This is a genomic window from Mycobacterium sp. P7213 (assembly GCF_900604305.1).
Classification (GTDB): domain Bacteria; phylum Actinomycetota; class Actinomycetes; order Mycobacteriales; family Mycobacteriaceae; genus Mycobacterium.
This window is the reverse complement of sequence record NZ_UWOA01000059.1, coordinates 1-25,228: the sequence shown is the minus strand read 5'-3', so window position 1 is coordinate 25,228 and position 25,228 is coordinate 1. Positions and strand designations below refer to the sequence as shown.

At 69.3% G+C, this 25,228-nt stretch carries 15 protein-coding genes; 4 read left to right on the top strand and 11 right to left on the bottom strand.

What is annotated here, in order from left to right:
• On the top strand, positions 1-685 hold a 685-nt coding region (locus EJK91_RS18800), incomplete at its 5' end, for an HNH endonuclease signature motif containing protein (RefSeq protein ID WP_164518021.1).
• A gap of 18 nt (positions 686-703) precedes the next feature.
• On the opposite strand, the gene EJK91_RS18795 is transcribed toward EJK91_RS18800, so the two are convergent.
• The 9 genes from EJK91_RS18795 to EJK91_RS18755 form a co-directional block, all read right to left on the bottom strand.
• Positions 704-1,693, bottom strand: coding sequence for an NAD-dependent epimerase/dehydratase family protein (locus tag EJK91_RS18795; protein WP_125079670.1), 990 nt, complete (start codon positions 1,691-1,693; stop codon positions 704-706).
• Between the two features lie 5 nt (positions 1,694-1,698).
• On the bottom strand, positions 1,699-7,101 hold the full coding sequence (locus tag EJK91_RS18790; RefSeq protein WP_125079669.1) for a non-ribosomal peptide synthetase: 5,403 nt from the start codon (positions 7,099-7,101) through the stop codon (positions 1,699-1,701).
• Positions 7,098-14,204, bottom strand: a complete 7,107-nt coding sequence (locus EJK91_RS18785) for a type I polyketide synthase (protein ID WP_241178746.1) — start codon at positions 14,202-14,204, stop codon at positions 7,098-7,100. Before EJK91_RS18785 ends, EJK91_RS18790 begins: the two co-directional genes overlap by 4 nt.
• 232 nt (positions 14,205-14,436) lie before the next feature.
• Entirely contained in the window at positions 14,437-15,120 is a 684-nt protein-coding gene (regX, locus tag EJK91_RS18780) for a two-component sensory transduction protein RegX (protein ID WP_024443448.1), read from the bottom strand.
• A gap of 52 nt (positions 15,121-15,172) precedes the next feature.
• Positions 15,173-16,354 carry a sensor histidine kinase gene (locus tag EJK91_RS18775; RefSeq protein WP_125079667.1) on the bottom strand — a complete coding sequence of 394 codons (1,182 nt, stop codon included), beginning with the start codon at positions 16,352-16,354 and terminating at the stop codon, positions 15,173-15,175.
• A 130-nt stretch (positions 16,355-16,484) separates the two neighbouring features.
• On the bottom strand, positions 16,485-17,234 hold the full coding sequence (locus EJK91_RS18770; RefSeq protein WP_046300990.1) for a phosphoglyceromutase: 750 nt from the start codon (positions 17,232-17,234) through the stop codon (positions 16,485-16,487).
• 13 nt (positions 17,235-17,247) lie between these two features.
• Positions 17,248-17,760, bottom strand: a complete 513-nt coding sequence (locus EJK91_RS18765; RefSeq protein WP_024443445.1) for a YbjN domain-containing protein — start codon at positions 17,758-17,760, stop codon at positions 17,248-17,250.
• Complete coding sequence (gene mshA, locus EJK91_RS18760) at positions 17,757-19,103, bottom strand: D-inositol-3-phosphate glycosyltransferase (protein ID WP_241178745.1); 1,347 nt, start codon at positions 19,101-19,103, stop codon at positions 17,757-17,759. Before mshA ends, EJK91_RS18765 begins: the two co-directional genes overlap by 4 nt.
• A 22-nt stretch (positions 19,104-19,125) precedes the next feature.
• Entirely contained in the window at positions 19,126-20,409 is a 1,284-nt protein-coding gene (locus tag EJK91_RS18755; protein ID WP_125079666.1) for an ROK family protein, read from the bottom strand.
• Between the two features lie 207 nt (positions 20,410-20,616).
• Here EJK91_RS18755 and EJK91_RS18750 point away from each other — a divergent pair, with 207 nt between their 5' ends.
• Positions 20,617-21,378, top strand: coding sequence for an SDR family NAD(P)-dependent oxidoreductase (locus EJK91_RS18750; protein WP_024443442.1), 762 nt, complete (start codon positions 20,617-20,619; stop codon positions 21,376-21,378).
• Positions 21,379-21,382: 4 nt separating this feature from the next.
• Here EJK91_RS18750 and EJK91_RS18745 read toward each other — a convergent pair whose 3' ends face one another.
• Together EJK91_RS18745 and EJK91_RS18740 are read right to left on the bottom strand one after the other, a co-directional pair.
• Entirely contained in the window at positions 21,383-22,696 is a 1,314-nt protein-coding gene (locus tag EJK91_RS18745) for a L,D-transpeptidase (RefSeq protein WP_024443441.1), read from the bottom strand.
• Between the two features lie 57 nt (positions 22,697-22,753).
• A complete protein-coding gene (locus tag EJK91_RS18740; RefSeq protein ID WP_125079665.1) occupies positions 22,754-23,851 on the bottom strand; it encodes a UDP-N-acetylmuramate dehydrogenase in 1,098 nt (365 codons plus the stop codon).
• Between EJK91_RS18740 and EJK91_RS18735 the strand changes: the two genes are divergently transcribed.
• Both EJK91_RS18735 and EJK91_RS18730 read left to right on the top strand, forming a co-directional pair.
• Positions 23,839-24,360, top strand: coding sequence for a DUF2505 domain-containing protein (locus EJK91_RS18735; protein ID WP_024443439.1), 522 nt, complete (start codon positions 23,839-23,841; stop codon positions 24,358-24,360). The genes EJK91_RS18740 and EJK91_RS18735 overlap by 13 nt on opposite strands.
• 9 nt (positions 24,361-24,369) lie before the next feature.
• Complete coding sequence (locus tag EJK91_RS18730; RefSeq protein WP_125079664.1) at positions 24,370-25,188, top strand: carbon-nitrogen hydrolase family protein; 819 nt, start codon at positions 24,370-24,372, stop codon at positions 25,186-25,188.
• Positions 25,189-25,228 lie beyond the last annotated feature (40 nt).

Genomic DNA, 25,228 nt, shown 5'->3' with positions numbered 1-25,228 from the left:
CGGCATGTGCAACCCCCACGACGAAACCCCCTGTACCGGCGGCACCCCCTCCCAAACCCAGATCGACACCGACACCCGCAGTGCCGCGCAACGCAACCACGACGCCCTGACCGCCATGGGCCGCGCCCTCCTGGCCTCCGGGGAACTGGGACAGCACAACGGCTTACCGGCCACCATCATCGTCTCGGTCACCCTGGCCGACCTGGAAAACGGCACCGGCAAAGCCCACACCGGCGGGGGCACCTGGCTACCCATCCGTGACGTGGTGTCGATGGCTTCTCACGCCCACCACTATCTACGCATCTACCAAGGCGCCCAAGAACTCGCCCTGTTCCACACCAAACGCCTCGCCAACCCCGCCCAACGCATCGTGCTCTACGCCAAAGAACGCGGATGCTCGCACCCCAACTGCCCCATATCCGGCTACCACTGCGAAGTGCATCACGACAACGACTACGCCAAAACCAGACGCACCGGCATCACCGACCTCACCCTGCGCTGCGGCCCCCACCACCAACTCATCACCACCGGCGGCTGGAAAACCCGCAAACGCCACGACGGCACCACCCAAACCCTGCCCCCACCGCATCTAGACCACGGTCAACCCCGCACCAACCACTACCACCACCCAGAAAAACTGTTGAGCGACAAGGACTCCAGCGGCGAGGATGACGACGAGGACTAGATGCCCGTGGCGACTGGGCTAATCCAGGTAGCCGTTGTCGCGGTACCACTCGTAGCCAGCACGCAGCGCGGTCGCGAATGGCGTGAACGGCACGCCCAACTCCAAGCGTGATTTACTGGCGTCGGCGAAGATCTCCGCCGTCGACAGCCGCATCTGGCGAGCGTCGATCGGCAGCCGCGGTCCCACGACGGCACGCGCGACGCTGACCCCTGCTGCGGCCACCGGAATGAACCAGCGCGGCAACATGACCGAGGGTGGGCGCCGACCGAAGAGTCCGTTGGCGACTGCGAATGCCTCACGGAGCAACAGGTTTTCACCGCCCAGGATGTAGCGCTCCCCGATCCGGCCCCGTTCGGCGGCGGCGATATGTCCCGCCACCACGTCATCGACCGAGACGAAGTTGGTGCCGCCGGGAGCAGCGAACCACAACCGGCCGTGTTTCGCTTCGACCAGCATCGCGCTGGCGATGCGGTTGACGTCACGGGGGCCGATGACCGCCGACGGGTTGACGATCACCACCGGCAGGCCGGCCGCGGCGGCCTTGCGCAGCTCAGCCTCGGCCAGGTGCTTGCTGTGCGCGTAGGGGAACTGCCTCGGGCGGATGTTGAATTCGTCGGTCTCGACCAGCTTATGACCGCGCTCCGGAACACCCAGGGCGGCAAGAGAACTGGTATAGACGAAACGCTGGATCCCGGCACGCTGTGCGGCGGCGGCCATGTCGCGAGTGCCGTCGACGTTGGTACGGTAGAGCCTGGTCTGCGTCCGGTAACGCCAGTAGTCCGAGATCGCCGCGGTGTGAAACACCCAGTCGCAGTCGGCCATCGCCTCGGTGAGTGCGTCCACACCATCGTTGACGTCGCCGATGCGAGTTTCGCAGTCCATACCCTCCAGCGCGGCCATCGGCGAGGTCGCGCGGCGCAGCACCCGCACCTGCATGCCACGCTTCAGCAGCGCGGCGACCAGGTTCGAGCCGACGAATCCGGTTCCCCCGGTGACGAATGCGCGCATGCCGATCAGAACCGGTAGGTGGTGCAGCCGACCTCGACGCCCGAGCCGACCGCCATGATCAACGCGACGTCGCCCGGCTTGACCAGGCCGCGCCGGCGAGCGTCGGCGATCTGGTAGGGCAACGTCGAGGTGAACGGGTCACTGGTCTGGCCCTGCGCTTCGAGGTCGACGAACCGCGACCGTTCCACATCGATGTGCGCGGCCAGCTCATCGAGGGCCGCACCGGGCAGGTACGGGCCGAACACCAGCGCGATGTCCTGGGGCGCCAGACCCTCCAGCGTCAGCAACTCCTTGACCGACGAGGGCAGGCAGCTGACGTAGATCGCGGCCAGGTTCGGGTCGCGGTCGATCCGCAGCCACATCCGGCCGTCGCGCTCCTGGGTGTAGGTAGCCAGTGCGCCCCGATACTCCGGGTGGTGGCCGAAGACGAACCGGCCGAAGCCTTCTGGTCCGTGGCTGGGGCTCAGCATGAGTGCCGACCCCGTCTCGGCGATACCGTTGCGCGGGTACCCGCTCTCCGCCGTGTTGTTCTCCACTTCGGAGGCCAGCACCATGGCATGTCCGGTCCGCCCGGCACCGATCATGCCGGCCGCCACATGGCAGCCGTTGAGGAAACCGACCGCGCCGTTGAGGACGTCGAACGCGAAGGTCTTGGGGGCGTCCGCGGACTCCGGCTCGGCGTTGATTCCGACCTCCCCGGCGACCAGGGTCGCGACGGCCGGCTCGGACAGGAAGTCGTCGCGGTAGATGCCGGCGTGGATCACCAGGCCGACGTCGGTGCGGTCGACACCGCTGTCGGCCAGGCAGGCGGTAGCGGCGTCGACGGCGAACTGGATCGAGCTGGGCGGCGTCTGCCCCTCTGGAGCGATGCCGATGCCCTCGATGCGCACGCGCGGCGTCGCCGGGAGTTCCCGGCGACCGCCGCCGGAGCGGCCGCCGCGCGTGCCGCTGCCGGAGCGGGCGTTGCCGGCCCGCCGCATCCGGTCGGGCAGGTCGTCGAATGTGTAGAGGCCGGTTCCGATGGTCTGCCCGGAGCCGGTGATGGACAGTACGACGTTGTCACCGGAGTTGATACGCCCAGCGTTGATGTAGTCATACAGCGCAACAAAATGCGTCGTGGTAGCGGTGTTCCCGCGCTCTGCGAGGTTGCAGATGGTGTTGGCCCGGCTTGCGGCCCCGGCACCGAAGACCCGGTTGATGGTCAGGATGGCGTCGTTGATCGACGCCTCGGAGGTCTGATGCATGAGCAACTGATCAGCCGTCTCGGGACGCCAGCCGTGCCGCTGCATGACCGCCGCCACATACGGCACCGAGTGCTTTACCGCGATCGCGGTCTGGGTGACCGAGTCGGTGACCATGATGGCGCCGCCGTGCGGACCTTCGGTGGCCTTGGCGATGCACAGCTTGGCGAATTCGCTGAACGTGGCCAGATCCAGATCGTGGAAACCGACCCGGTCGTTGGGCCCGAGTTCGAGCACCGCGGCCGCGCCGGCGTCGCCGACGGTCAGGCAGGCCAGCCGCGGGTCCATCGCACTTTCGATCTCCTGCTGCGCGGTTTCGGTGATGTGGCTGATGTATTCGCCACTGACCACCAACGCGTTGCGCACCAGGCCGGTTTTGAGGAAGTCCTGGGCCACGCTCACGCCGGTGAACATGCCCGCGCAGGCATTGTTGATGTCGAAGCAGACGGCGTTGGTCAGCCCCAGCTGGTCACGGAACTGCGACGCGGTGCTCGGCTCGAAGGTGAACATGTGCTCCGGGCCGTCGCAGCGCGAGATGTTGCACGCGATCACCAGGTCGATCTCTTCGGGGGCGTAGCTCGACCGCGACAAACAGTCGGCGATCGCCTTGCGGCCCAAGTCGATCGAGAACTCGTCTTGGCCGGCCATCCGCCGGTTCTTGATGCCGGTGAGTCGCTCCAGCGGGATCTTCACCTCGTTGACGCAGTCGGCCAGGACCTGTTCGGTGGAGACCGCCCGCGGCGGCAGGTACACGCCGAGGCTCTCGATCACGACGTTGCGCGCCGGACCGTTCTGCACGGGTTTGATCGCCGGTGCCGCGGCCGGCTTGGGCGCTGCAGCAGGCTGGGGCGCGACCACCACGGGTTCGGGCTGTGGCGCGGGCGGCCCGCCTGCCTGCTCGGCCTCGGCCCCGCCGATCGGGCCGAACTCGGCGGCCAGCTCAGCGATGGTGCCGTAGACGAACAGGGACTCCGGCCGCAGTTCCAGGCCGAGCTCCCCCACGCGCACTGCGACTTCGAGCGCCTGGGTGGAGGCGCCGCCAAGAGCGAAGAAGTCATCGGTCACGCCGACTCGCTCCACATCGAGCACCTCGCGCCAGATCTGGGCCAGTGCCTCTTCGGTGGCGTCGCGGGGCGCGACGAACACCGTAGGCGCGGCGTCCAGGTCCTTGTCGAGGGCCAGCAGCGCCCGGCGATCCACCTTGCCGCTGGCCGACAACGGCAGCAGATCGCCTGCGCGAAACACCGCCGGAACCATCGCCGCCGGCACCAGGTCCAGCAGGAAGCGGCGCAACTCGGCCGTGCCCGGAGCCGCGGCGACCGGCACGATATGGGCGATCAGCTGGGTGTGGCCGGAGGCGTCTTTGCGTGCCACGACGGCGTTCTCGGCGATACCGGGGTGTTTGGCCAGCGCGGCCTCCACCTCACCGAGTTCGATCCGGAAGCCGTTGATCTTCACCTGGTCGTCGCGACGGCCCAGATACTCGATGGTGCCGTCTGGGCGGTAGCGGGCCAGATCGCCGGTGCGGTAGAGCAAGGCACCCGGCGCAGAGCTGAACGGGTCTTCCACGAATGCGGCCGCGGTGGCCTCGGGCCGGTTCAGGTAGCCACGGCCGACACCCACGCCGCCGATGTGCAGTTCGCCGGGTACTCCGATCGGAACCGGGTTGCCCACCGCGTCCAGCAAGTGGATCGCGATATTGGCGATCGGCCGGCCGATCGGGATGATCGGATCGGTTTCCCCACGCACACAATGGAAATGGGTGACGTCGATGGCGGCTTCGGTCGGGCCGTACAGGTTGTACAGCTCGGCGGGCAGCGTGGCGAAGAAGCTGTCGCGCAGGTCCGCGGTGAGCGCTTCGCCGCTGCAGAACACCTTGCGCAGGCCGGTACAGGAGGCCGCCTGGGGTCCCGCGAGGAACCGGCGCAGCATCGACGGAACGAAATGCATTGTGGTGACGTGCTGTTCCACGATGGTGCGCGCCAGGTACGCGGCGTCCTTGTGGCCCTCGGGTTTGGCGATCACCACCCGGGCGCCGACTGTCAACGGCCAGAAGATCTCCCAGACGAACGGGTCGAAGTTGATCGGGGTCTTGTGCAGCACCCGGTCTTCGGCGGTCAGCTGGTAGGCGTCCTGCATCCACAGCAGCCGGTTGCGAATGCCGGCGTGGCTGTTCAGCGCGCCCTTGGGCGCCCCGGTGGAACCCGAGGTGTACATCAGGTAGGCCAGGTCTGCGGACGTCGTGCCCGTCTCGGGAGCCGACATTTCCTCGGCGGGCGCCGTAGACGGCTGATCCAGGCACAGCCGGGCACCGGTGAAACCCGTTGGCACATGCGGCAAATGCTCACGGTGCGTGACGCATACCGGGGCATCGGGGACGTCGGCGAGCATCGCTTCCATCCGGCCGGTGGGCTGCGCGGGGTCCAGCGGCAGGAATACCCCACCGGCCTTGAGCACGCCGAGCAGCGCGATCACCAGGTCCTCGGAGCGCTCGAGCAGCACCGGAACCACAGCGGGACCCGGGCCGGCGCCAACACCGAACTGGCGCAACCGGTGTGCCAGCCCGTTGGCCCGCCGGTCCAGTTCGCCATAGCTGATATCGCGGCCGTCGTAGCTGACCGCGACGGCCTCCGGGGTGCGCGCGGCGCTTGCGGCGACCATCTCGTGCAGGGTGGCCGGAGCGGACGAGTAGTCGACCGCGGTGTCGTTCCAGGCTGCCAGCGCGGCGCGCTCGGCGTCGGTGAGCAACCTCAGCTGCGAGACCGGGAGCTGCGCCGCCCCGGGCTGGGCCAGCTCGGTCAGCAGCAGCGTGAAGTGCTGCGCTAGGGCCTGCATGGTCGCGGCGTCGAACAGGTCGGTGTTGTACTGCAGGGCAAGCTGAAGTTCCCGAGCGTCGTCGGGGCCCTGCTCGCCGACCTGCATGGTGATGTCGAAGGGTGAGCCGCCCTGGCCGATGTAGAGGGTTTCCAGATGCAGGACGCCGTCCCCACCCGACACGTTGTCTTCGAACAGCCGGACCTGCTGCCAGGCGAACGACACCTGGAACAGCGGGGTGCGCCCGGCGTCACGCACCGGCCGCAGCCGCTCGACGAGCAGCGGCAGCGGGTACTCCTGGTGGCCGATCGCGCCCAGCACGGTGTCTTTGACCTGCCCCAGCAACGCAGCAAAGCTCGGGTCGTCACTGACGTCGACACGCAGCGGCAGCGGGTTGGTGACGTAGCCGACCATGCCCATCAGCCCGGCCCGGTCGCGGCAGGCGAACGGCGAACCGATGATGAGGTCGTCCTGCCCGCTGTAGCGGTGCAAAAGCACCGCATAGGCCGCCAGCAGGGTCATGTAAGGCGTCGCTCCGACGGTCCGCGCCACCTGCTTGAGCCCGGCGGTGACCTGGGCGTCGACGCTGAACCGGTGCAGCGCACCGTCGTAGGTCTGGATCGCGGGCCGCGGGCGATCGGTGGGCAGGGCCAGGGTCGGCAGTTCGCCGCCCAGCGTCTCATGCCAGTACTCCCAAAGCCGCTCGCCCTCGGGCCCGGCCAGCATCCGGGACTGCTGAGCGGCGTAGTCGACGTAGCGGTCTGCGGTCTCTTCTGGAGGGGTGGCTCCGTGTTCGGCGGCGTAGAGCGCACGCAGTTCATCGAGGATGATGTCGATGGACCAGAAGTCGACCGCGATGTGGTGCACCGTCAGCAGCAGCACGTGGTCGTCCGGCCGCTGCAGGAGAGTCAGCCGCAGCACCGGGCCGGTGCGCAGATCGAAGGGCCGGTCGATCTCCGCCTGGACCCACCGGTCGAGTTCGGCCGCGTCCGCACCGATGCGATGCGTGGCGATCCGCAGTGGCCACTGTGCGTGGACCAGGGCGACGGGCTGGCCGTCCCGTTCGGTGTAGGTGGTCCGCAGCATCGGGTGCCGGGCCACCAACGCCTGCGCGGCCCGCTCCAGGGCCGGCACATCCAGGCCGCCGTCGATGCGTCCGGCGTAGGCGACGGTGTAGGCCGCGCTGTCGGGCGCGAGCCGGTGCATGAACCACATCGAGCGCTGCCCGTAGGACAGCTCATGCTCAGCTGCCGCGTCCTGCGCCTTGGCCATCAGCAACTGGGCAAGCAACTCACGCTTTTTCTCCGGCGACAGGCTGGAGATGTCGGTGGGCACGTCCGGACGCTCCGTCACGCGCTGCCCCCATCGTCGGCCATCATCTTCGCCAGCAAGGCATCCACCGCTTCATCGGAGAGTTCGGTGACCTGCGCCAGCAACTCCATTTCCTGGGGCGCGGCTGCTCCCCCGGCTTCCGGGGCAAGCTCCGACGCTGCGGCTCCTTGGTCAGCCACCGCCTGGTCCGGTCCGGAGGCCAACTGCTCACCGAGCCAGCTGGACAGGCTCACCACGCTGGGCCCGTCCAACAGCCGGGCAACGGGAACCACGATACCGAGCTCGCGCTCGACCTGGATGCGAAGTTCCAGGGTGATCAGCGAATCCACCCCGAGGCTGTTCAGCGGCGCGTGGATGTCCAGGCTGGCCGGAGCCAGGCCCAGCTTCCCGGCGACCAGGTCACGCAGGTAGGTCTCCAGCAGCCGCTGGCGCTCCTGCGCGTCGGCGGCCTGAACCGCATCGAACAGGCCCCCGGCCACGCCACCGCCGGACGCGCCGGCACCTTGGTCGCTGTCCACCGTGGCCTGCAGGTCGCGCAGCAGCGGCGACTGTGCGCTCGGACGCCACCGCGACCAGTCGATGTCGAGCACCATCGCTTCGGTCGCACCATCGGCCAGCAGCGCCGCCAGCGCCGCGAAGTAGTTCTCCGCCGACAGCCCTTCCACGCCGTAGTGCGAGAAATGCCGGTGCAGCTCCGAGTTGCTGAACATGCCCAACCCGGCCCACGGGCCGAAGTTAACGCTCAACGCCGGCCGGCCTTCCGCCTGGCGATGCCGGGCCAGCGCGTCCAGGAAGGCGTTCGCGGCGCCGTAGTTGGCGGCACCGGGCGAACCCAGCACCGAGGCCGCCGAGGAGAACAGCACGAAGAAGTCCAGCTCCATATCCGCGGTCAGGCGGTGCAGGTTCCACGCGCCCTGGACCTTAGGCGCCATCACCGCACGCAGCTTCGCCGCATCCAGTCGCGCCAGAATCGCGTCGTCGACGGTGCCGGCTGCGTGCACCACACCGCGCAGCGGCGGCATCGATGCACCGATGCTGGCAAGTGCCGCGGCGACGTCGGCGGACTTGGCGACATCCCCCTGGGCGACGGTCACCTCGGCGCCGGCGGCACGCAGGGCCTCCAGCGTCGCCTGCGCCGTCGCCGACGGCGCGCTGCGACCCATCAGAACCAGGTGGCGAGCACCGCGCTCGACGAGCCAGCCGGCCACCTTGCCGCCGACCGCGCCGAGCCCGCCGGTGACCAGGTAGGTGGCGTCCGCACTCAGGTCGAACTCGGCCGCCGGAGCCGACGCTGCCGGGTAGGCCTCCAGCCGGGCGACGTAGCGGCGCTGACCGCGCAGGGCCACGTCCGTCTCGGAACTGTCCGACCAGATCTCGCTGAACAGGCCCCGCAGCTCTTCACCGCCGCCGGCGACGGACAGGTCGACACCGGTGGCGTGCAGCTCGGGGTACTCGTGGTCGATGGAACGGCCCAGCCCCCAGACCGGAGCCTGTGCGACGGACAGCGGGCGGGACTCAGCGTCTTCCCACCCGGCCGGCTGCGCCCCGCGCGTCACCAGCCACAGCCGCGGCGACTCCGGCCAGCCGGCCAGCGTCAGCGCCTGGATCAGATGGACCACGCTCAGCGATCCGAGGTCGGTGGCCGTCGCCAGCGACTCTTCTGTCGTGTCCGCCGCAGCCGCGGCCAGCAGGTTCCACAGGTGCACCACGCCCCGGCAGTGCGGCCGGTCGCCGCCGAACGCGGCGCGCAGCAGCTCGGCGAAGTGCTCGGGCCGGGCCGGGTCGACCCGGTAGCTATCGGCGCTCACCCGCTCGATCTCGGGGAGCCCCACGACGGGTTCCACCAGCACGCAGGACTGCGACTGCGCCTCGAGGTGGTCGCGCAGCGTGTCGGCGACCGGACCGTCGGACAGGATCAGCCAGCTGCCGGGCTCGGCAGGCCGGCCTTCACCGTCCACGGGCAGAGACGCCGGCTGCCAACGCATCCGGTAGCTACGGTCCCGCGGGTCGACCGGAGCGGTGATGACCGTCGGCGCCTGCGACTGGTCGGCAGAAAGGGTGCCGGTGGCCAACAGCGTCCAGTCCGCACCAGTGCTGCCATAGCAGTCGAACGCGTCTCCGGTCAGGGCGAACTGCACGGTGCGCGCCTGGTCCAGACCGCCACGCAGGGTCAACTCGGCGACCGAGCGGGTGCCGGGACCGAATGCGACCTCCGCCGCGGTCAGCGCCAACTCGCCCAGCTGCTCAGCCGACAGCGCGGTTACGGCCGTGATGTCCACTTCGGCCAGCACCGTGGCAGGCTGCGCGGCCGACCGGATCGGTCCGCGCCAGCCGCCACCGTTGCCGCCGGCGCCGCCACGCCGCGGCGCCGCGAAGGAGCCGGCGTTGAGCCAGGAGTGCACCCGCTGCCAGGGGTAAGTCGGGGCCGGAACACAGCGGCTGCCTGGCGGGTAGATCCGCTCCCAGGCCACCCGGTGCCCCAGGGTGTACAGGGTGCCCAGCGAGCCGAGCATGGTGGAACGCCCGTCGTCGTCGCGGCGCATCGAGGGCAGCAGGGTGGCGCTTCGATGCAGATGCTCGGCGTCCTCCCGGGCTCCGGTGAGCAGGATGGGGTGCGGGCTGAGTTCGACGAAGGTGTTGTGCCCGGTCTCAAGCAGCCGCCGCAGTGCCGGCGAGAACCGCACCGGCGAGCACAGGTTCGCCACCCAGTAGTCGGCGTCCAGCAGCGTGGAGCCAACCAGTTCCCCGGTGACCGTCGAGTACATCGGCACCGTCGGGACGGTCGGCTTCAGCTTCACCAGGCTGCCGCGCAGGCCAGCGCCCAGGGCTTCCATCTGCGGGCTGTGCGAGGCGACGTCGACATCGATCCAGCGGCAGAACCGATCCCGCTGCTGCAGTTTGGTCATCAGCGCTTCGAGCACCGTGCGCTCACCGGCGAGCACCGTCGAGCGGTGGCTGTTGCTCGCGGCGACGGCCACCTCACGCTCGTGGCCGGCGATGAGCTCCTGCGCCTCGGCCATGGTGGTCTCGGTGACCATCATCGCCCCGCGGCCACGAACGCCGCGCAGCATCCGGGCACGGGCGCAGATCACCCGTGCGGCGTCATCGAGGCTCAGCGCGCCCGCGACATGGGCGGCCGCGGCCTCGCCGAGGCTGTGGCCGACCACCGCGGCGGGCTCGACGCCCCAGGACCGCCACAGCGCCGCCAGCGCCACCTGAATCGCGAAGATCGTCGGTTGCAGGATGCCGATGTCTTTGAGCTTGGAACGCTCTTCTGGACCGTCCTGCGCCGCCAGCTCTTTGAGAATCGAGTGCCCCAGATGCGGGAACAGCGCGTTGTCGCAGGCGGCCAGGGCGTCGGCGAACACCGGCTCGTCGGCCTGCAGTTGTCGAGCCATGCCGTGCCACTGCGAGCCCTGGCCGGAGAACACGAATGTCACACCCGGGCCGGGTCGGCTCGGGGCACAGTGACCCACCGACAACCCGGGCCGCGATTCGCCCTGCCGGTACGCCGACAGCGACTCGAACATCGCCGCCGGGGAGTCACCGACCACCGCGAGCCGGTAGTCGTGGTGGCTGCGGCGGGCACCGGCGGTGTAGCAGAGGTCGGTCAGCGCGGCGCCGCCCATGAGTCCGCCCGAGAAGAGCGCCATCTCGTACTCGCCGACCAACGCCGTGAGCGCCTCCGGGGACCGTGCGGACAGCGCCAACAGTTCGGCGCGCGGTGCCGCGGTGTCGTCGGGGTAGCTGCTCCGGGCCTGCGGAGCCTCGGTGAGCACAACGTGGGCGTTGGTGCCGCCGAACCCGAACGAGCTGACCCCGGCGATCGCCCGGCTGCCCGACGGCCACGGGGTCAGCTTCTGGACCACCTCCAGCGGCAGGCGGTCGAATCCGATGTGTGGATTGGGCTCGGTGTAGTTCAGGCTGGCCGGGATCTCCCGGTGCTGCAACGACAGCGCCACCTTGATCAGGCCGGCGATACCGGCGGCCGCCTCCAGGTGGCCGATGTTGGTCTTGACCGAGCCGAGCAGGCAGCGACTGCCCTCCGGCCGGCCTTCGGCCAGCGCGGTGCCCAAGGCGTTGGCCTCGATGGCGTCGCCGATCGATGTGCCGGTGCCGTGCGCCTCGACATACTGGACCGCGCCGGCCGGCAGGCCCGCCCGGCGGAACGCCTCGGCGACCACGTGCTCCTGCGCCCGGCCGCTGGGGGCGATCAAGCCGTTGGTCCGGCCGTCGGAGTTGGTGGCACTGCCGCGGATCACCGCGTACACCGGGTCGTTGTCCTCCAGCGCCCGGGACAGCGGCTTGAGCACGACCACTCCGGCGCCCTCGCCGCGGACATAGCCGTCGGCGTCGGCGTCGAACGTCTTGCAGCGGCCATCGGGCGCCATCACCCGGGCCTTGGAAAAGTTGATCGCCAGCGCCGGCGACAGGATCACGTTCACCCCGGCGGCCAGTGCCATGGAGCACTCGCCGTCGCGCAGACTGCGGCACGCCAGGTCGACTGCCACCAGGGAGGACGAACAGGCGGTGTCGATCGACATGCTCGGGCCGTGGAAGTCGAATGTGTAGGACAACCGGTTGGCGGCGATGCTCAGCGCGTTGCCGGTGCCGGTGTAGGCATCGACAAGCTGCGGCTGGCCCAGCCGCAGGAAGCCGTAGTCGTTGGTGGAGATGCCGACGAAAACACCGGTGCGGCTGCCGGCCAGCTCATCCGGTACCTGGCCGGCGTCTTCCAGCGCCTCCCACGCCACCTCGAGCAGCAGCCGCTGCTGCGGGTCCATCTGCGCCGACTCGCGCGGCGAGATTCCGAAGAACTGGAAGTCGAATTGGTCGACCTGGCCCAGGAAGCCACCGCGGCGGGTGACCGCAGTCCCTGGGACCGAGGGGTCGGGGTTGTAGAAGGCGTCGACGTCCCAGCGGTCGGCCGGGACGTCGCTGGTGGCGTCCGCCCCGCCCGACAGCAGCCGCCAGAATTCCTCCGGCCCGTCAGCACCCGGGAATCGGCAGCCGATACCGACGATCGCGATCGGCTCGTCGGCGGCGGGCCGTTCGGCGCGCTCGGCGGCAGCCGCAGCATCCGGGACCGCCGGAGTTTTCCCGGCCACCCGGGCCAAGTGCGCCGACAGGATGTCGATCGAGGGGTATTCGTAGGCGATGGTGGGGGCCAGCTCGCAGCCCAGCCACTGCTCGAGGGCGCTGGAGAGCCGGACCGCGTGGATGGAGTCCAGGCCGTAGAACGCGAACGGCTTGGCCGGGTCGATCTCGGCGATCGGCAACTCGAGGTCTTGGGCCAACCGCTCGATAAGCCAGGCACTGATCTCGGCCGCGCCGTGGGCGCCCGATTCGGCCGGCGCCTCGGCCGGGGCCTGCGGCTGCGGCGCCGCGGGGGACTCGGGGGTCTTAGCAGGCCACTGCGCCACCACCGGCAGCTCGCCGTCGAGGTACTGCTGCTTGCACGCGCTGCGCTGGATCTTCCCACTGGAGGTGGTGGGCAGCTGCAACGGCTGGACCAGCACGACGGCGTGGGTGCGAACCGAGTGATTCTCGGTGACCGCGGTGCGGATGATCTGCATGGCCTCGTCGGCCTGCTCCCCGCTCAGTCGGCTGGGGTCCACTTCTTGGACCACGACCAGTTGCTCGGCCGCGCCCGGTTCCGGAGCGATCGAGAACACCGCACCGCGGCCGCGCAGCAGCGCCGGATTGGTGTTCTGAACGGTCAGTTCGATGTCGTTGGGGTAGTGGTTGGTGCCGCGGATGATGATCAGATCTTTGCGGCGCCCGGTGACGAACAATTCCCCGGAATGCAGGAATCCCAGGTCGCCGGTGCGCAGGAACGGGCCCTCACCAGTGTCGGCCAGCGTCGCGGAGAACGTCTCCGCGGACAGTTCCGGTGCTCCCCAGTAGCCGTGCGCAACGCTGCCTCCGGCGACCCAGATCTCGCCGACTTGGTCTGCGGCGCACTGCAGACGGGTCTCGGGGTCGACGATGATCACCCGTTGGCCGCCGCGTGGCTTGCCGCAGCCGACCATGGTCGCCACGTTGGGGTCATCGGCGGCGACGTCGATGACCCGGTTGTCGCCCAGGGCGACCCGGTCGATGTGCTGCACCATCGGCACCGGCAGGTCCGAACCACCCGACACCAGCAGCGTGCCTTCAGCCAGCCCGTACACCGGGTAGAACGACTCGGCCCGGAACCCGGACGGCCCGAACAGTTCGGCGAACCCGTCCAGGGTGGCGGTGCGCACCGGTTCGGCACCGCACAGCGCCACCGTCCAGTTGGACAGGTCGAGCGCGGCGCGCTCCTGGGGGGTGCTCAGCTCGACGCACAGGTCGAAGGCGAAGTTCGGCGCCGCAGTGATCATCGCGCGGTGCCGCGAGATCGCCTCCAGCCACCGCATCGGCCGTTTGATGAACGCCGTCGGCGGCATCAGGACCGAATGGCCCGCGACGTAGATCGTTTCGAGCAGGCCGCCGATCAGACCCATGTCGTGGTAAGGCGGCAGCCAGAACACGCCGGTCACATGCGGCATGTCGGGGTTGGCTCCCCAGGCCTCGGCGATGGTCAACAGGTTGTGCACCAGGTTGCCGTGGGTCAGCACGACGCCCTTGGGCGCACTGGTCGACCCGGAGGTGTACTGCAGCATCGCGATGCTGTCGCCGTCGATCTGCGGCGGCACCCAGGACGCCTCGCTGCCGGTGTCGTCGCTGTCGGTGATCGTCCAGCGCAGCGCCTGCCCGCCGGGCAGTCCATCGATCGCGGGCTTGATCTTGGGTTCGATCTCGCTGGTGGTGAGGGCGTAGCCGGGCTGGACGTCGGCGATGATCGACTCGACGCGCGGCAGCAGGTGTTCGCGCATGGGCGGATGCACCGGGATCGCGATGGCTCCGGCGTACAGACAGCCGAAGAAGCTGGCGAGGAAGTCCAGTCCCGGGGGGCACAACACCAGCACGCGTTCACCGACTGCGCCCTGACTCTGCAGGTCAGCGGCGATCTGGCGGGCACGCCGGTCCAGCTCCCGGTAGGTCACCTGACTGGTCTCGTTCTCGTCGCCGTCACGCGAGAAGGTGAACGCCAGATTTTCGCCGTACTTCGCCGCGCGCTGCGTCAGCAGGTCAACCAACGTGCGCAGGGTATGCACTGTGCTGTCCGGCCCGCTCATCGATCGCGTCTCCCGTGTTACTGGCGAAGAAGGGTTCTGGATGGGGCCCAAGGATTCCGTAGGCAACCTTGATTAAGGCTACCTTAAGGAGTCAGGCGTCCAGTCCGTGATTTTCGGCGACGACGACCCCGCCGAGCAAGTTAGGAGACCCCATCAAGGGGCTATCGGGAGGGCGCAGGAGGGCCCGAGGGGCTTAGCCCTCCAGCTTGTACCCGAGGCCACGCACGGTAACCAGGTGCACTGGATTGGCAGGGTCGGCCTCGATTTTGGACCGAAGTCTTTTGACGTGGACATCCAGCGTTTTGGTGTCGCCGACGTAATCCGCACCCCAGACCCGGTCGATCAACTGACCGCGGGTCAGCACACGACCGGTGTTGCGCATCAGGTACTCGAGCAGGTCGAATTCCTTGAGCGGCAAGGTAATCTGCTCGCCGTTCACCATCACCACATGCCGCTCGACATCCATGCGCACCGGGCCGGACTCCAACACGCCCTCGCCGACGCCACCCTCATCGTCACCGCCGCGGCGCAACACCGCCCGGATGCGGGCGATCAACTCGCGGGCCGAATACGGCTTGGTCACGTAGTCGTCGGCGCCCAATTCCAGGCCGACGACCTTGTCGATCTCGCTGTCGCGGGCAGTGACCATAATCACCGGCACGCTGGAACGCGCGCGCAACTGTTTGCAGACGTCGGTGCCCGACATCCCCGGCAGCATCAGGTCCAGCAGCACGATGTCGGCGCCGGCCCGGTCGAATTCGGCCAAAGCGGCGGTTCCGTCGCCCACCACGGTGGCCTCGAAACCTTCCTTACGCAGCAGAAACGCCAACGGGTCGGCGAGCGATTCCTCGTCCTCAACGATCAAGACATGTGTCATCAGCGCTGCCCTTCGCGGTAGCTACCCTCTGCATTATCGATAGTGGGTGTCATCACTGCTCGTCCCTCTTCTGGTCCACACTGCCTTGGTATGCGGGAATCGCCAAGGTAAACGTAGATCCGGTGCCCGGCTGGCTCCACAACGTGATGGTGCCGTTGTGGTTGGCCGCCACGTGTTTGACGATCGCCAATCCCAGACCGGTGCCCCCGGTGGCCCGCGAGCGGGCCTTGTCGCTGCGGAAGAACCGTTCGAACACCCGCTGCTGGTCCTTGGGCGCAATACCGATGCCGCGGTCGGTCACGGCGATCTCGACGAACCCCTCGCGGCGACGCCGGCTGATCGACACCGGGGAACCGTGCGGTGAGTAGGCGATCGCATTGGACACCAGGTTGGCCAGGGCGGTGACCAGTAGTGGTTCGTCGCCGAGCACGCGTAGCCCGCTCGGCGCATCGGTGGTGATCGTGATCTCGGCGTTGTCGGCAGCCACCTTGTGCCGCGAGATCGCCTCGTTGACCACCGCGTCGACGTCGACGACGCCCAGGTCCGGCAGCGGGTCGGCGCCCTGCAGCCGGGACAGCTCGATCAGCTCACCGATCATGCTGGCGAGCCGGTTGGCCTCCACCAACACCCGCTCGGCGAACGGGCGTACCGCCTCGGGGTCATCAGCCGACGCCAGCAGTGCCTCGGCGAGCAGCCCCATCGCTCCCACCGGCGTTTTCAGCTCATGGCTGACGTTGGCCACGAAGTCGCGCCGGCTGGCCTCCATACGGGCCTGCTCGGACTGGTCGTCAACGATCACCACGGCGAACCGGCGATCCTCTTCCGACAGCAACCGGGCGTAGCCGCGCACGGCCGACAGATCCGACCGGGTGGCCCCGGGAGCCCGCTTGGCCACCGTCAAGTCGAAGACGACTTCGTCGTCGCCGGCCAGGGCGCGTTGCGCGGCCGCCCAGGCCTCGTCGTCGAGCAGCCGGCCGTGCACCAGTCCCAGCTCGGTGGCGCGCTCGTTGAGGTAGACGACGTCGCGGTGCGAATCCACCACCGCGATCCCCAGCGAGGCGTGCGACACGATCTGCCGCAGCATCTCCGCAACGGTGATCCCGGATCGCTCGGTCGCCGCCTTGCGGCGTCGCTCGACCAGTCGCGGCGACAGCCACACGCCGGCGGCCACGCCTGCCGCCAGCGCAGGAATCGCCGACGCCGCAGCAAGCGTCAGCGCCGAGGTCGCAGCCACGGCAAAATCGTACTTAGTCCGGCACCGTGAGCTGACCAGCGTTCGACCGTGACGTGCGCCGAATGTGAATTCAACGCGAAGATTTCACCCGGTCTCCACCCGGCATTCACACTGGGCGGGCCCAAAACCGCTACTTGGCGCCCTGGCTGGCGACCGCTGCAGCACCGGCGGCCGCGGCCTCGGGGTCCAGATAGACCCCGCCGGCAACCTTCGGGCGCAGGTCGGCATCCAAGTCGTACCGCAACGGGATGCCGGTCGGGATGTTCAGCCCGACGACATCCTCGTCCGACATTCCGTCGAGGTACTTCACCAGTGCCCGCAGCGAGTTGCCGTGCGCCGCGATCAGCACTGTCTTGCCGCACCGCAGGTCCGGGATGACGACGTCGGTGTAATACGGCAGGAAGCGCGCCACCACGTCTGCCAGGCACTCGGTCAGCGGGCCACCGCCGATGTCGGCGTAACGGGGGTCGGTGTCCTGGCTGTACCGGCTGCCGGCCTCGATCATCGGCGGCGGGGTGTCGTAGCTGCGCCGCCACGTCATGAACTGGTCGTCGCCGTAGCGCGCCTTGGTGGCGGCCTTGTCCAGACCCTGCAGCGCGCCGTAGTGGCGCTCATTGAGCCGCCAGGTGCGGTGCACCGGGATCCAGTGCCGGTCGGCGGCGTCCAGCGCCAGGTTCGCGGTGGTGATGGCCCGGCGCAACAGCGAGGTGTAGACCACGTCCGGAAGCAGGCCGTGCTCGACCAGCAGTGAGCCGGCGCGGATCGCCTCGGTGCGGCCCTTGTCGGTCAGGTTGACGTCCATCCAACCGGTGAACTGGTTGCTGGCGTTCCATTCGCTTTCGCCGTGGCGCAATAGCACCAGGGTGGCAGAGTCAGACATGGCCGCCAGTGTCTCAGTCACCGCCGCCGTCGATCAAATGCTCAAAGGCCCGCAGGTTCTTCAGCGACTGCCCGGTGGACACCCGCCACTCCCATTCCTTCTGGATCGAAGTGGCAAATCCCAACTCCAGCAACGTGTTGAAGTCGAAGTCGACGGCTTCGAGCACCTGCCCGAGCACCCGGTCGATCTCCTCAGCGGTCACCGACGCCAGCGAGATCCGGCCGACCAGGTAGATGTCGCCGACGTTGTCGAGGGTGTAGGCCACCCCGTACAGCCGGCGGTTGCGCTTGAGCAGGTGGCGGTAGACGCCGGCGTGGTTCTCGTCGGGTTGGCGGCAGACGAACGCCTCGACACGCACCGAGTGCTCGCCGATGCTGAGGATGGTGTTGGTCTTGAGTTTGCGCTCGCCGGGCAGCTCCACGACCAGCCCCGGCAGCCCGCCGTGCGAGCCCGGCGTCGGCGAGTAGGTGAGCTCGGCGGCCTGCAGCGTGCGCTCGATGAGCTCCTGAACGTCGCCCCGGTTCACGCGCGCGCCCCGCGCCGCGTCGGCCAGCGGCGAGGCCGCCGCGCGGAACCGAGCACCCGCATCCGCCCGCCCCGAGCCGCGGCGAAGTCTGCTATGGCGTGGCTATAACTGGCCAACTGGGCGTCCACGGTGCGCTCCCAGGAGAACTGCGCCGCGTGGCTGACCGCGGCCCGGCGCATCGCCCATCCGCGAGGTCCCGAACCCAACCGCAACAGCTCATCGAGAGCCGTTGCCCAGGCGTCGGTCCCGTGCCCGTCGACCAATCGCCCGGTGACCCCGTCGCGCACGGCCACCGGCAAACCGCCGACGGCCGCGGCCACCACCGGCGTCCCGCAGGCCTGCGCCTCCAGCGCCACCAGACCGAACGATTCGGAGTAGCTCGGCACGGCCACCAGGTCGGCGGCGTGGAACAGCGTCGCCAGATCCTCACGGGACTGCGGCGGCAGGAACGTCACCCTGTCACTGATACCCAGTTCGGCCGCCAGCCGAACCAGGCCGCCCGGTTCGGCCAGACCGCTGCTGCCCGACGGACCACCGGCCACCACCACCCGTACCCCGGGCAGTTTCGCGGCCGCGCGCAGCAGGATGTCGGGCGCCTTGAGCGGCTGGATGCGGCCGACGAACGCCACGATCGGTTCGCCTGCCGACAACCCCAGCGTCTGCCGGGCCGCCAGCTTGTCGCCGGGCCGAAACACCTCCAGGTCGACGCCCGGGTGCGCCACGTCGATCCGGCGCGGGTCCGCCGCATGCAGGGCGACGAGTTGCTGCGCTTCGTCGTCGGTGTTGACGATCAGCCGGTCCGCGGCATCGACGACCTGCTGCTCGCCGACCGTGCGCAGCGGCGGTTCCGGGGCGTCCCCGGCGGCCAGCGCGGCGTTCTTCACCCCGGCCAGGGTGTGCGCGGTGTGCACCAGCGGCACCGCCCACCGGTCCGCGGCCAGCCAGCCGACCTGACCCGACAGCCAGTAGTGCGAATGTACGACGTCGTAGTAGCCGGGCTCGTGGGCTGCCTCGGCGCGCAGCACCCCGGCAGCGAACGCGCACAGCTGGGTGGGCAGGTCGTTCTTGTCCAGGCCTTCGAACGGCCCGGCCACCACGTTGCGCACCAACACGCCTGGCGCGACGTGTTGTACCGGCGGATCGATCGACGACGTCGCGCGGGTGAACACTTCCACGGCCACCCCGCGGCGGGCCAGATGCAGTGCGCTCTGCAGGACGTAGACGTTCATTCCGCCGGCATCGCCGGTGCCGGGCTGGGCCAGCGGCGAGGTGTGTACCGACAGCAGCGCTACCCGGTGCACATCGGCTCTGCTGCCTGCGACCCCTCCGACGCCATAGCCCACCCCGTCATCTTTACAGGTTCGGTCAGGCGGACACTTCCGGGACCACGCGGGCGACCGGCCCGCGGGAACGCCGCATCGCCCCGACCGGGTCGGCGTAGAGCCCGCCCAGGGAAACGGTGCCGGCGCCGGCTTCTTGGACGCGGTTGCCGAATGCGGTGACGCGGATGCTGCGCGCTGACAACACCGAGCGCTGCGCGAAGGCCCGCTCCACCTCGGCCATGCCCTCGGGGTACTCGGTGAAACCCTGGCCGCCGACCACCAGGTCGTCGGGGTTGAGTACGTCGCGCAGCAGCGCCACCGCTTCGCCCAGTGCGCGGGCCCGCTCGGTCAGCAGTGCCACGGCTCGCTCGTCGCCGCCGCGCGCCTCGCGCACCAGAGTGGTCACCGCCGCCGACACCGCGCCCTTGCCCTCCGGCAGGAGCCGCAGCCGACGAGCCGCGGTCAACACCGCCTCATCGCTGACGGTGGACTCGAGATCTCCGGTGCCCCCGAGCAGTTCGGAGTAGACCGGCAGACCGGCGATGGTGCCGGGACCACTGGCCGGGCTGTGCACCCGGCCGCCGATCACCAGGGCGTAGCCGACCGTTTCGCGGGCGTAGACGTAGAGGCTGGTGGTGCTGTTCGCCGTGGGCCGCCGCACTCCGAACAGAAGTTCCGCCCCGGCCATCGCGTCCACGTGGGAGGCCACCGATACGGGCAGGCCCAGCGCTTCGGCCAGCACCGGCCCGACCGGCGCCGCCGTCCAGCCCAGCCGCGGGTGGTCGACGTGGCCGGTGGCCCCGTCCACTGCGCCACCGGTCGCCACGCCGACCCAGAGCGGCCGGCGCTTCTGCCAGCGCGTCAGATACCGACTGGCGCTGGCGGCCAGCGACGCCAGCGCCGGCGTCGCACCGTTGTTCGGCGTCGGAGTTTCGACGACGTCGAGCGTGCGGCCGAGCAGATCGGTGGCCACGATGCTGGTGGTCTTGGCCCCGATGTGCAGGCCCAGGGTGAGGAACGGTTCGTGGTTGACCACCACCGGCCGACGCGGCCGTCCGATCGCCCCGGACGTGGCCAGGTCGGCGCGCTCCAGCAGCAGTCCGGCTTCCAGAAGCGCACTGACCTGGCGGTTGACGGTCGCCACACTCAGCGAGGTGGCGCCCGCGATGGCTTCACGCGCGACGGGGCCGTGCTGGCGAACCGCGGCGAAGACCTCGGCACCGGCGCTGTCGGCCAGCTGCAGGGCCGGGGCTACTACCCGCGGGTGGGAACGGAGGCGGCCGGTGCGGTGGCTGGCCAGGTGAGCGGTGAGAGAGGTAGTACGCACGCGATGTCCTTGTCTGGAGAAAAATCCGAATGAGAGCCGTTTACGCCTACGACCCGGCGGATTCTCCTAAGGAGCGCTAATCGCAGCAGGTCAGGCGCAGGAACACGCGCGGCAACACGCGCCGTGGGCGACCAGACAGACCGCTGTCAGAAAGCGGGCACTGCGAGACATAGCTGAGAATCTATCACGATCACTAAGGTTGACGCGATGACGACACCTGCGCGCGATCAGCGCATTGCCGTGGTCACCGGCGCCAGCTCAGGCATCGGCGAGGCGACCGCGAGAACCCTTGCCGCACAAGGCTTTCATGTGATCGCTGCGGCCCGTCGCGCCGACCGGCTCATGGCGCTGGCCGACGAGATCGGCGGCACCGCCATAGTGACGGACGTCACTGACCCGGTGGCGGTCGCGGCACTGGCCGAGGCATGCGACCGGGTCGGCGGCTCAGTAAACGTGCTGGTCAACAACGCCGGCGGCGCCAGAGGGCTGGCGTCGGTGGAGCAGGCCGATCTCGAGCACTGGCGCTGGATGTGGGAGACCAACGTGCTGGGCACCCTGCAGGTGACGCGCGCGCTGATGCCGAAACTCGTGGCGTCCGGCGATGGCCTGGTGGTCACGGTGACCTCGATCGCGGCGTTCGAAATCTATGACGGCGGCGCCGGATACACCTCGGCCAAGCACGCCCAGAGCGCACTGCATCGCACCTTGCGCGGCGAACTGCTGGGAAAGCCGGTGCGGCTCACCGAAATCGCTCCCGGCATGGTGGACACCGAGTTCTCCCTGGTGCGCTTCGACGGTGACCGTGACCGCGCCGACGCTGTCTATTCCGGCCTGACTCCGCTGACCGCAGCCGACATCGCCGAGGTGATCGGGTTCGTGGCCTCGCGGCCGCCGCACGTCGACCTCGACCAGATCGTCATCCGCCCCCGCGACCAGGCATCGGCGACCCGGGCCCACCGGGAGGGTTGACGCGTCAGCCGCCGGGCCCAGTACTGGACGTCGTCGTCGGCGTACTGGTGGTAGTCGTAGGCGTGCCCGACAACGTCGGCGCGTCCGTCGGGGTGGCCGGCGCGACGCTGGGCAGCGAGGTTCGCGCCTGTTCGGAACTCGACAACGCCGACATCGAGGCCCAGGTGTCCCAGTCCACCGCCCAGTCCCAGATATCGCCGTCGGCGTAGGACAGCTCGATCGAACTGCCGGTCACCTCGACCGGGTCGCCGTAGATCGCGCTGTGGAAGTACTGCTCGGCGTCCTCGGTCGATAAGTTGATGCAGCCGTTGGTGACGTTGGTGTTGCCCTGCGCGCCCGCGCTGGCGGGGTTGGCGTGGATGAACTCCCCGTTGTTGGAGATCCGGACCGCCCAGCGCTCATGGATGTTGCTGTAGCCGGCGGCCGGGTTGGACATGTAGAAGTCCGCGTATTTCTCGCTGACCACGTGGATGCCGTTGCGGGTGATGTTGCGGGCTTTGTCGGCCTGGCCGTAGCTGCAGGGGAAGTCCATGATCACGCCCTCGTCGCGGACCACCTGAATGCGGTGCGACGAGACTTCGGCGCGCACCACCTGGCGTCGGCCGATCGCGAAGTCCAGGGACATGTCCTGGGCCCCGTAGGCGCCGTCGCCGAACGCCAGTCCGTACAGCTTGGCGTTGACGCTGACCTTGGTTCCGGCCGGGAAGTATTCCCGGCTGCGCCAGTGCACCCGGGCTCCCTGCACCTCGTCGGGCAGCCAGGCCCAGCTGCCTTCCACCGGTGGCTCGGTGACGACGGTCAGGGCCCGCTCGACGGCCGCCTTGTCGGCGATCGGTCCGTCGAACTGCAGGATCACCGGCGCGGCGACCCCCACCGTCTGTCCATCGGCCAGCTGAAAGCCCCCGTCGATGACGGTGCTGGGCGCGACCGTGGTGATGCTGCCGCTGACCGGCACCGCGTTGCCGTCGTGGCCCACCACCGACCCGCTCCAGGTGTAGACGGAGTCGTAGCCCAGTGGTTCGGTGACGGTGTAACGGGTGCGCTCCCGATTGAAGGTTCCGGTGAGCACCTTTCCGGCGGGGCTGGTCAGCGCCACCCGCTGGAACCAGCCGTCACGGACCGTGACGCCGACGGCGGCCGTGGGCAGCACGTCGGCCACCGCTCCGTGTTCCAGAGCGGGCTCGAACGTCAGAGCGGGCGCAGCCTGTGGCGCGTTCTCGGCGCTCTTCCCGGGCCGGCCGAAACACCCGGCCAGCGCGGACGGCGCCACCACCCCGGCAGCCAGCGCCGCCAAGGCACGCCGCCGGTTCAGGGTCACGGCATTCCAAGATACCGGCCCAGTCGCCTGACCACCTGCGGGAAGATTGCGCCGGGTTTACAGCGCGCAGCCGACGAGCACCGGCTCGGGATGCAGGGTGATGCCGAACGCATCGCGCACCCCGTCCCGCACGATGCGGGCCAGGCTCACGATGTCGGCGGTAGTGGCGCCACCCCGGTTGGTCAGTGCCAGGGCATGTTTGGTGGACAGGCGCGCCGGCGCATCCGGCCCGGGGTAGCCCTTGCCGAAGCCGGACCGCTCCACCAGCCAGCCGGCGGCCAGCTTCACCCCATCGGGAGCTTCCCAATGCGGCACCGAACCGTCCTCCCGATCGGCCATGCTGCGGTAGACATCTTGCGGCACAACAGGGTTGGTAAAAAACGAACCGACGCTCCAGGTGTCGTGGTCATTCGCATCGAGCACCATGCCCTTTGCCGCCCGCAGCGCGAGCACCGCGGCGCGCACCGCCGCCGGGTCGCGGCACTCGCCCTCGACGGCCTGCAGCGCAGCAGTCAACTCGCCGTACCGCAGCGGCGCGCTGCGCCCGGCCGCATCCAGTGCGAATTCGACCTCCAGCACCACCGCCGCATCCGAGTGCTTGAGCACACTGGTGCGGTAGCCGAGCGCCAACTCGTCGGCCGGTGTCCAGCGCACCTCCCCGGTGCGCCGATCCAGCAGCCGAACCCGGGTCAGGCGGTCGGCGACCTCGACACCGTAGGCCCCGACGTTCTGCACCGGCGTGGCGCCGGCCGAGCCGGGAATGCCCGACAAACACTCCAGTCCGCCCAGCTTCGCTGCGACAGCGTGGGCCACCACGTCATCCCAGACGGCGCCGGCCTCAGCCCGCAGCAGATTGCCGTCCACGGTGATGCCGTCGTTGGCCAGCACGACAGCGGTCAGGTCTTCGAGGTCGTCGGCGATCAGCACATTGGAGCTCCCCGCCAGCAGCAACGGGCGGTCACCGGCCGCGTCGAGTTCGCCCAGCGTCGCCACGATCTGTGCGGTGTCGGTGCAGGTGATGACCCGCCGGGCGATCGGTCCCACCCGCAGGGTGGTCAAGGGCGCCAGCGGCACCGCCTCAGCGACACGCGCGCCCGCGAACCTGGAACCCGCCACGGCCGGTAACGGTAGCGTGACCAGGTATGCCGCGTACATTCACGCTCTCCGAGCTCTACCCGGCAACCGTCGAGCAGGTGTATGCCGTCTTCGCCGACGAGCACTACTGGCGGTCCCGCTTGGCCGAATCCGGAGCCGACGTGGTGGCGTTGGTCTCGATGACCGTCGGCCCCGACGGCGGCGTCGACGTCGCCACCACGCAGGGCATTCACCGGGAGAAGCTGCCCGCGCTGGCGGCCCAGTTCCATCCCGGGAATCTGGATGTCGCGCGGCACGAGACCTGGCATCCGGTGCGCGACGGGAGGGCACGCGCCCAGGTGACCGGCAAGGTCGTCGGCGCACCGGCGAAGCTGTCCGGCGATGCCGTCCTGGCGCCGGCGGCCGGCGGCTGTGAGCTGCGGCTGACCGCGACCGTGCAGGTCGACATCCCGCTGGTGGGCGGCAAGATCGAGAGTTTCATCGGCGGGCAGTTGGCCGAGCTGATGACCACCGAGCAGCGGTTCACCTCCACGTGGCTGAGCCAGGGCGGCACCACACCGACGGCATAGGCTGGATCCATGCGGATTGCTTGTGCGCAGATACTCAGCGGCGCCGACCCGGCCGCGAATCTTCAACTGGTGACCGACTACACCGAGCGGGCCGCCGATCAGGGAGCATCGCTGGTGGTGTTCCCGGAGGCAGCGATGTGCCGGTTCGGGGTGCCGCTGGGCCCGGTTGCCGAACCGCTCGATGGGCCGTGGGCCACGCAGGTGCGAGAAATGGCCGCGCGGGCTCAGATCACCGTGGTGGCCGGGATGTTCACTCCGGCCGAGGATGGACGCGTCACCAACACGTTGTTGGCGGTCGGCCCCGGAACCGACACGCACTACCACAAGGTCCACCTCTACGACGCCTTCGGGTTCACTGAATCACGCACGGTGGCACCGGGATCCGAGCCGGTGGTGATCGATGTCAACGGAGTCGGCGTGGGGTTGTCCACCTGTTATGACATCCGGTTCCCGGCGCTGTATACCGAGCTGGCCGACCGTGGCGCGCAGCTGATCGTGGTCGGCGCCTCGTGGGGCGCCGGTCCGGGGAAGCTGTCTCAGTGGGAGCTGCTGGCTCGGGCCCGAGCGCTGGATTCGACGAGCTACGTCGTCGCGGTAGGGCAAGCCGACCCGGGCGCTCCGAAGGATCCCTCCGGGGCGCCGACCGGAGTGGGCCACAGCGTGGTCGTCTCACCGTGGGGCGAGGTGATCGCGGCGGCCGGTGCATCGCCGCAGCTACTGGTATGCGACATCGACCTCGACGCGGTCTCCGCGGCCCGCCGGACGCTGGCCGTGTTGAGCAATCGTGCGGCCTTCCTTCAGGTCGGTAAGGCAGAATCGCGCGGGTGAGCAATCCGCCCGGACCTCCCCCCGGCGAGTCCCCCTGGGC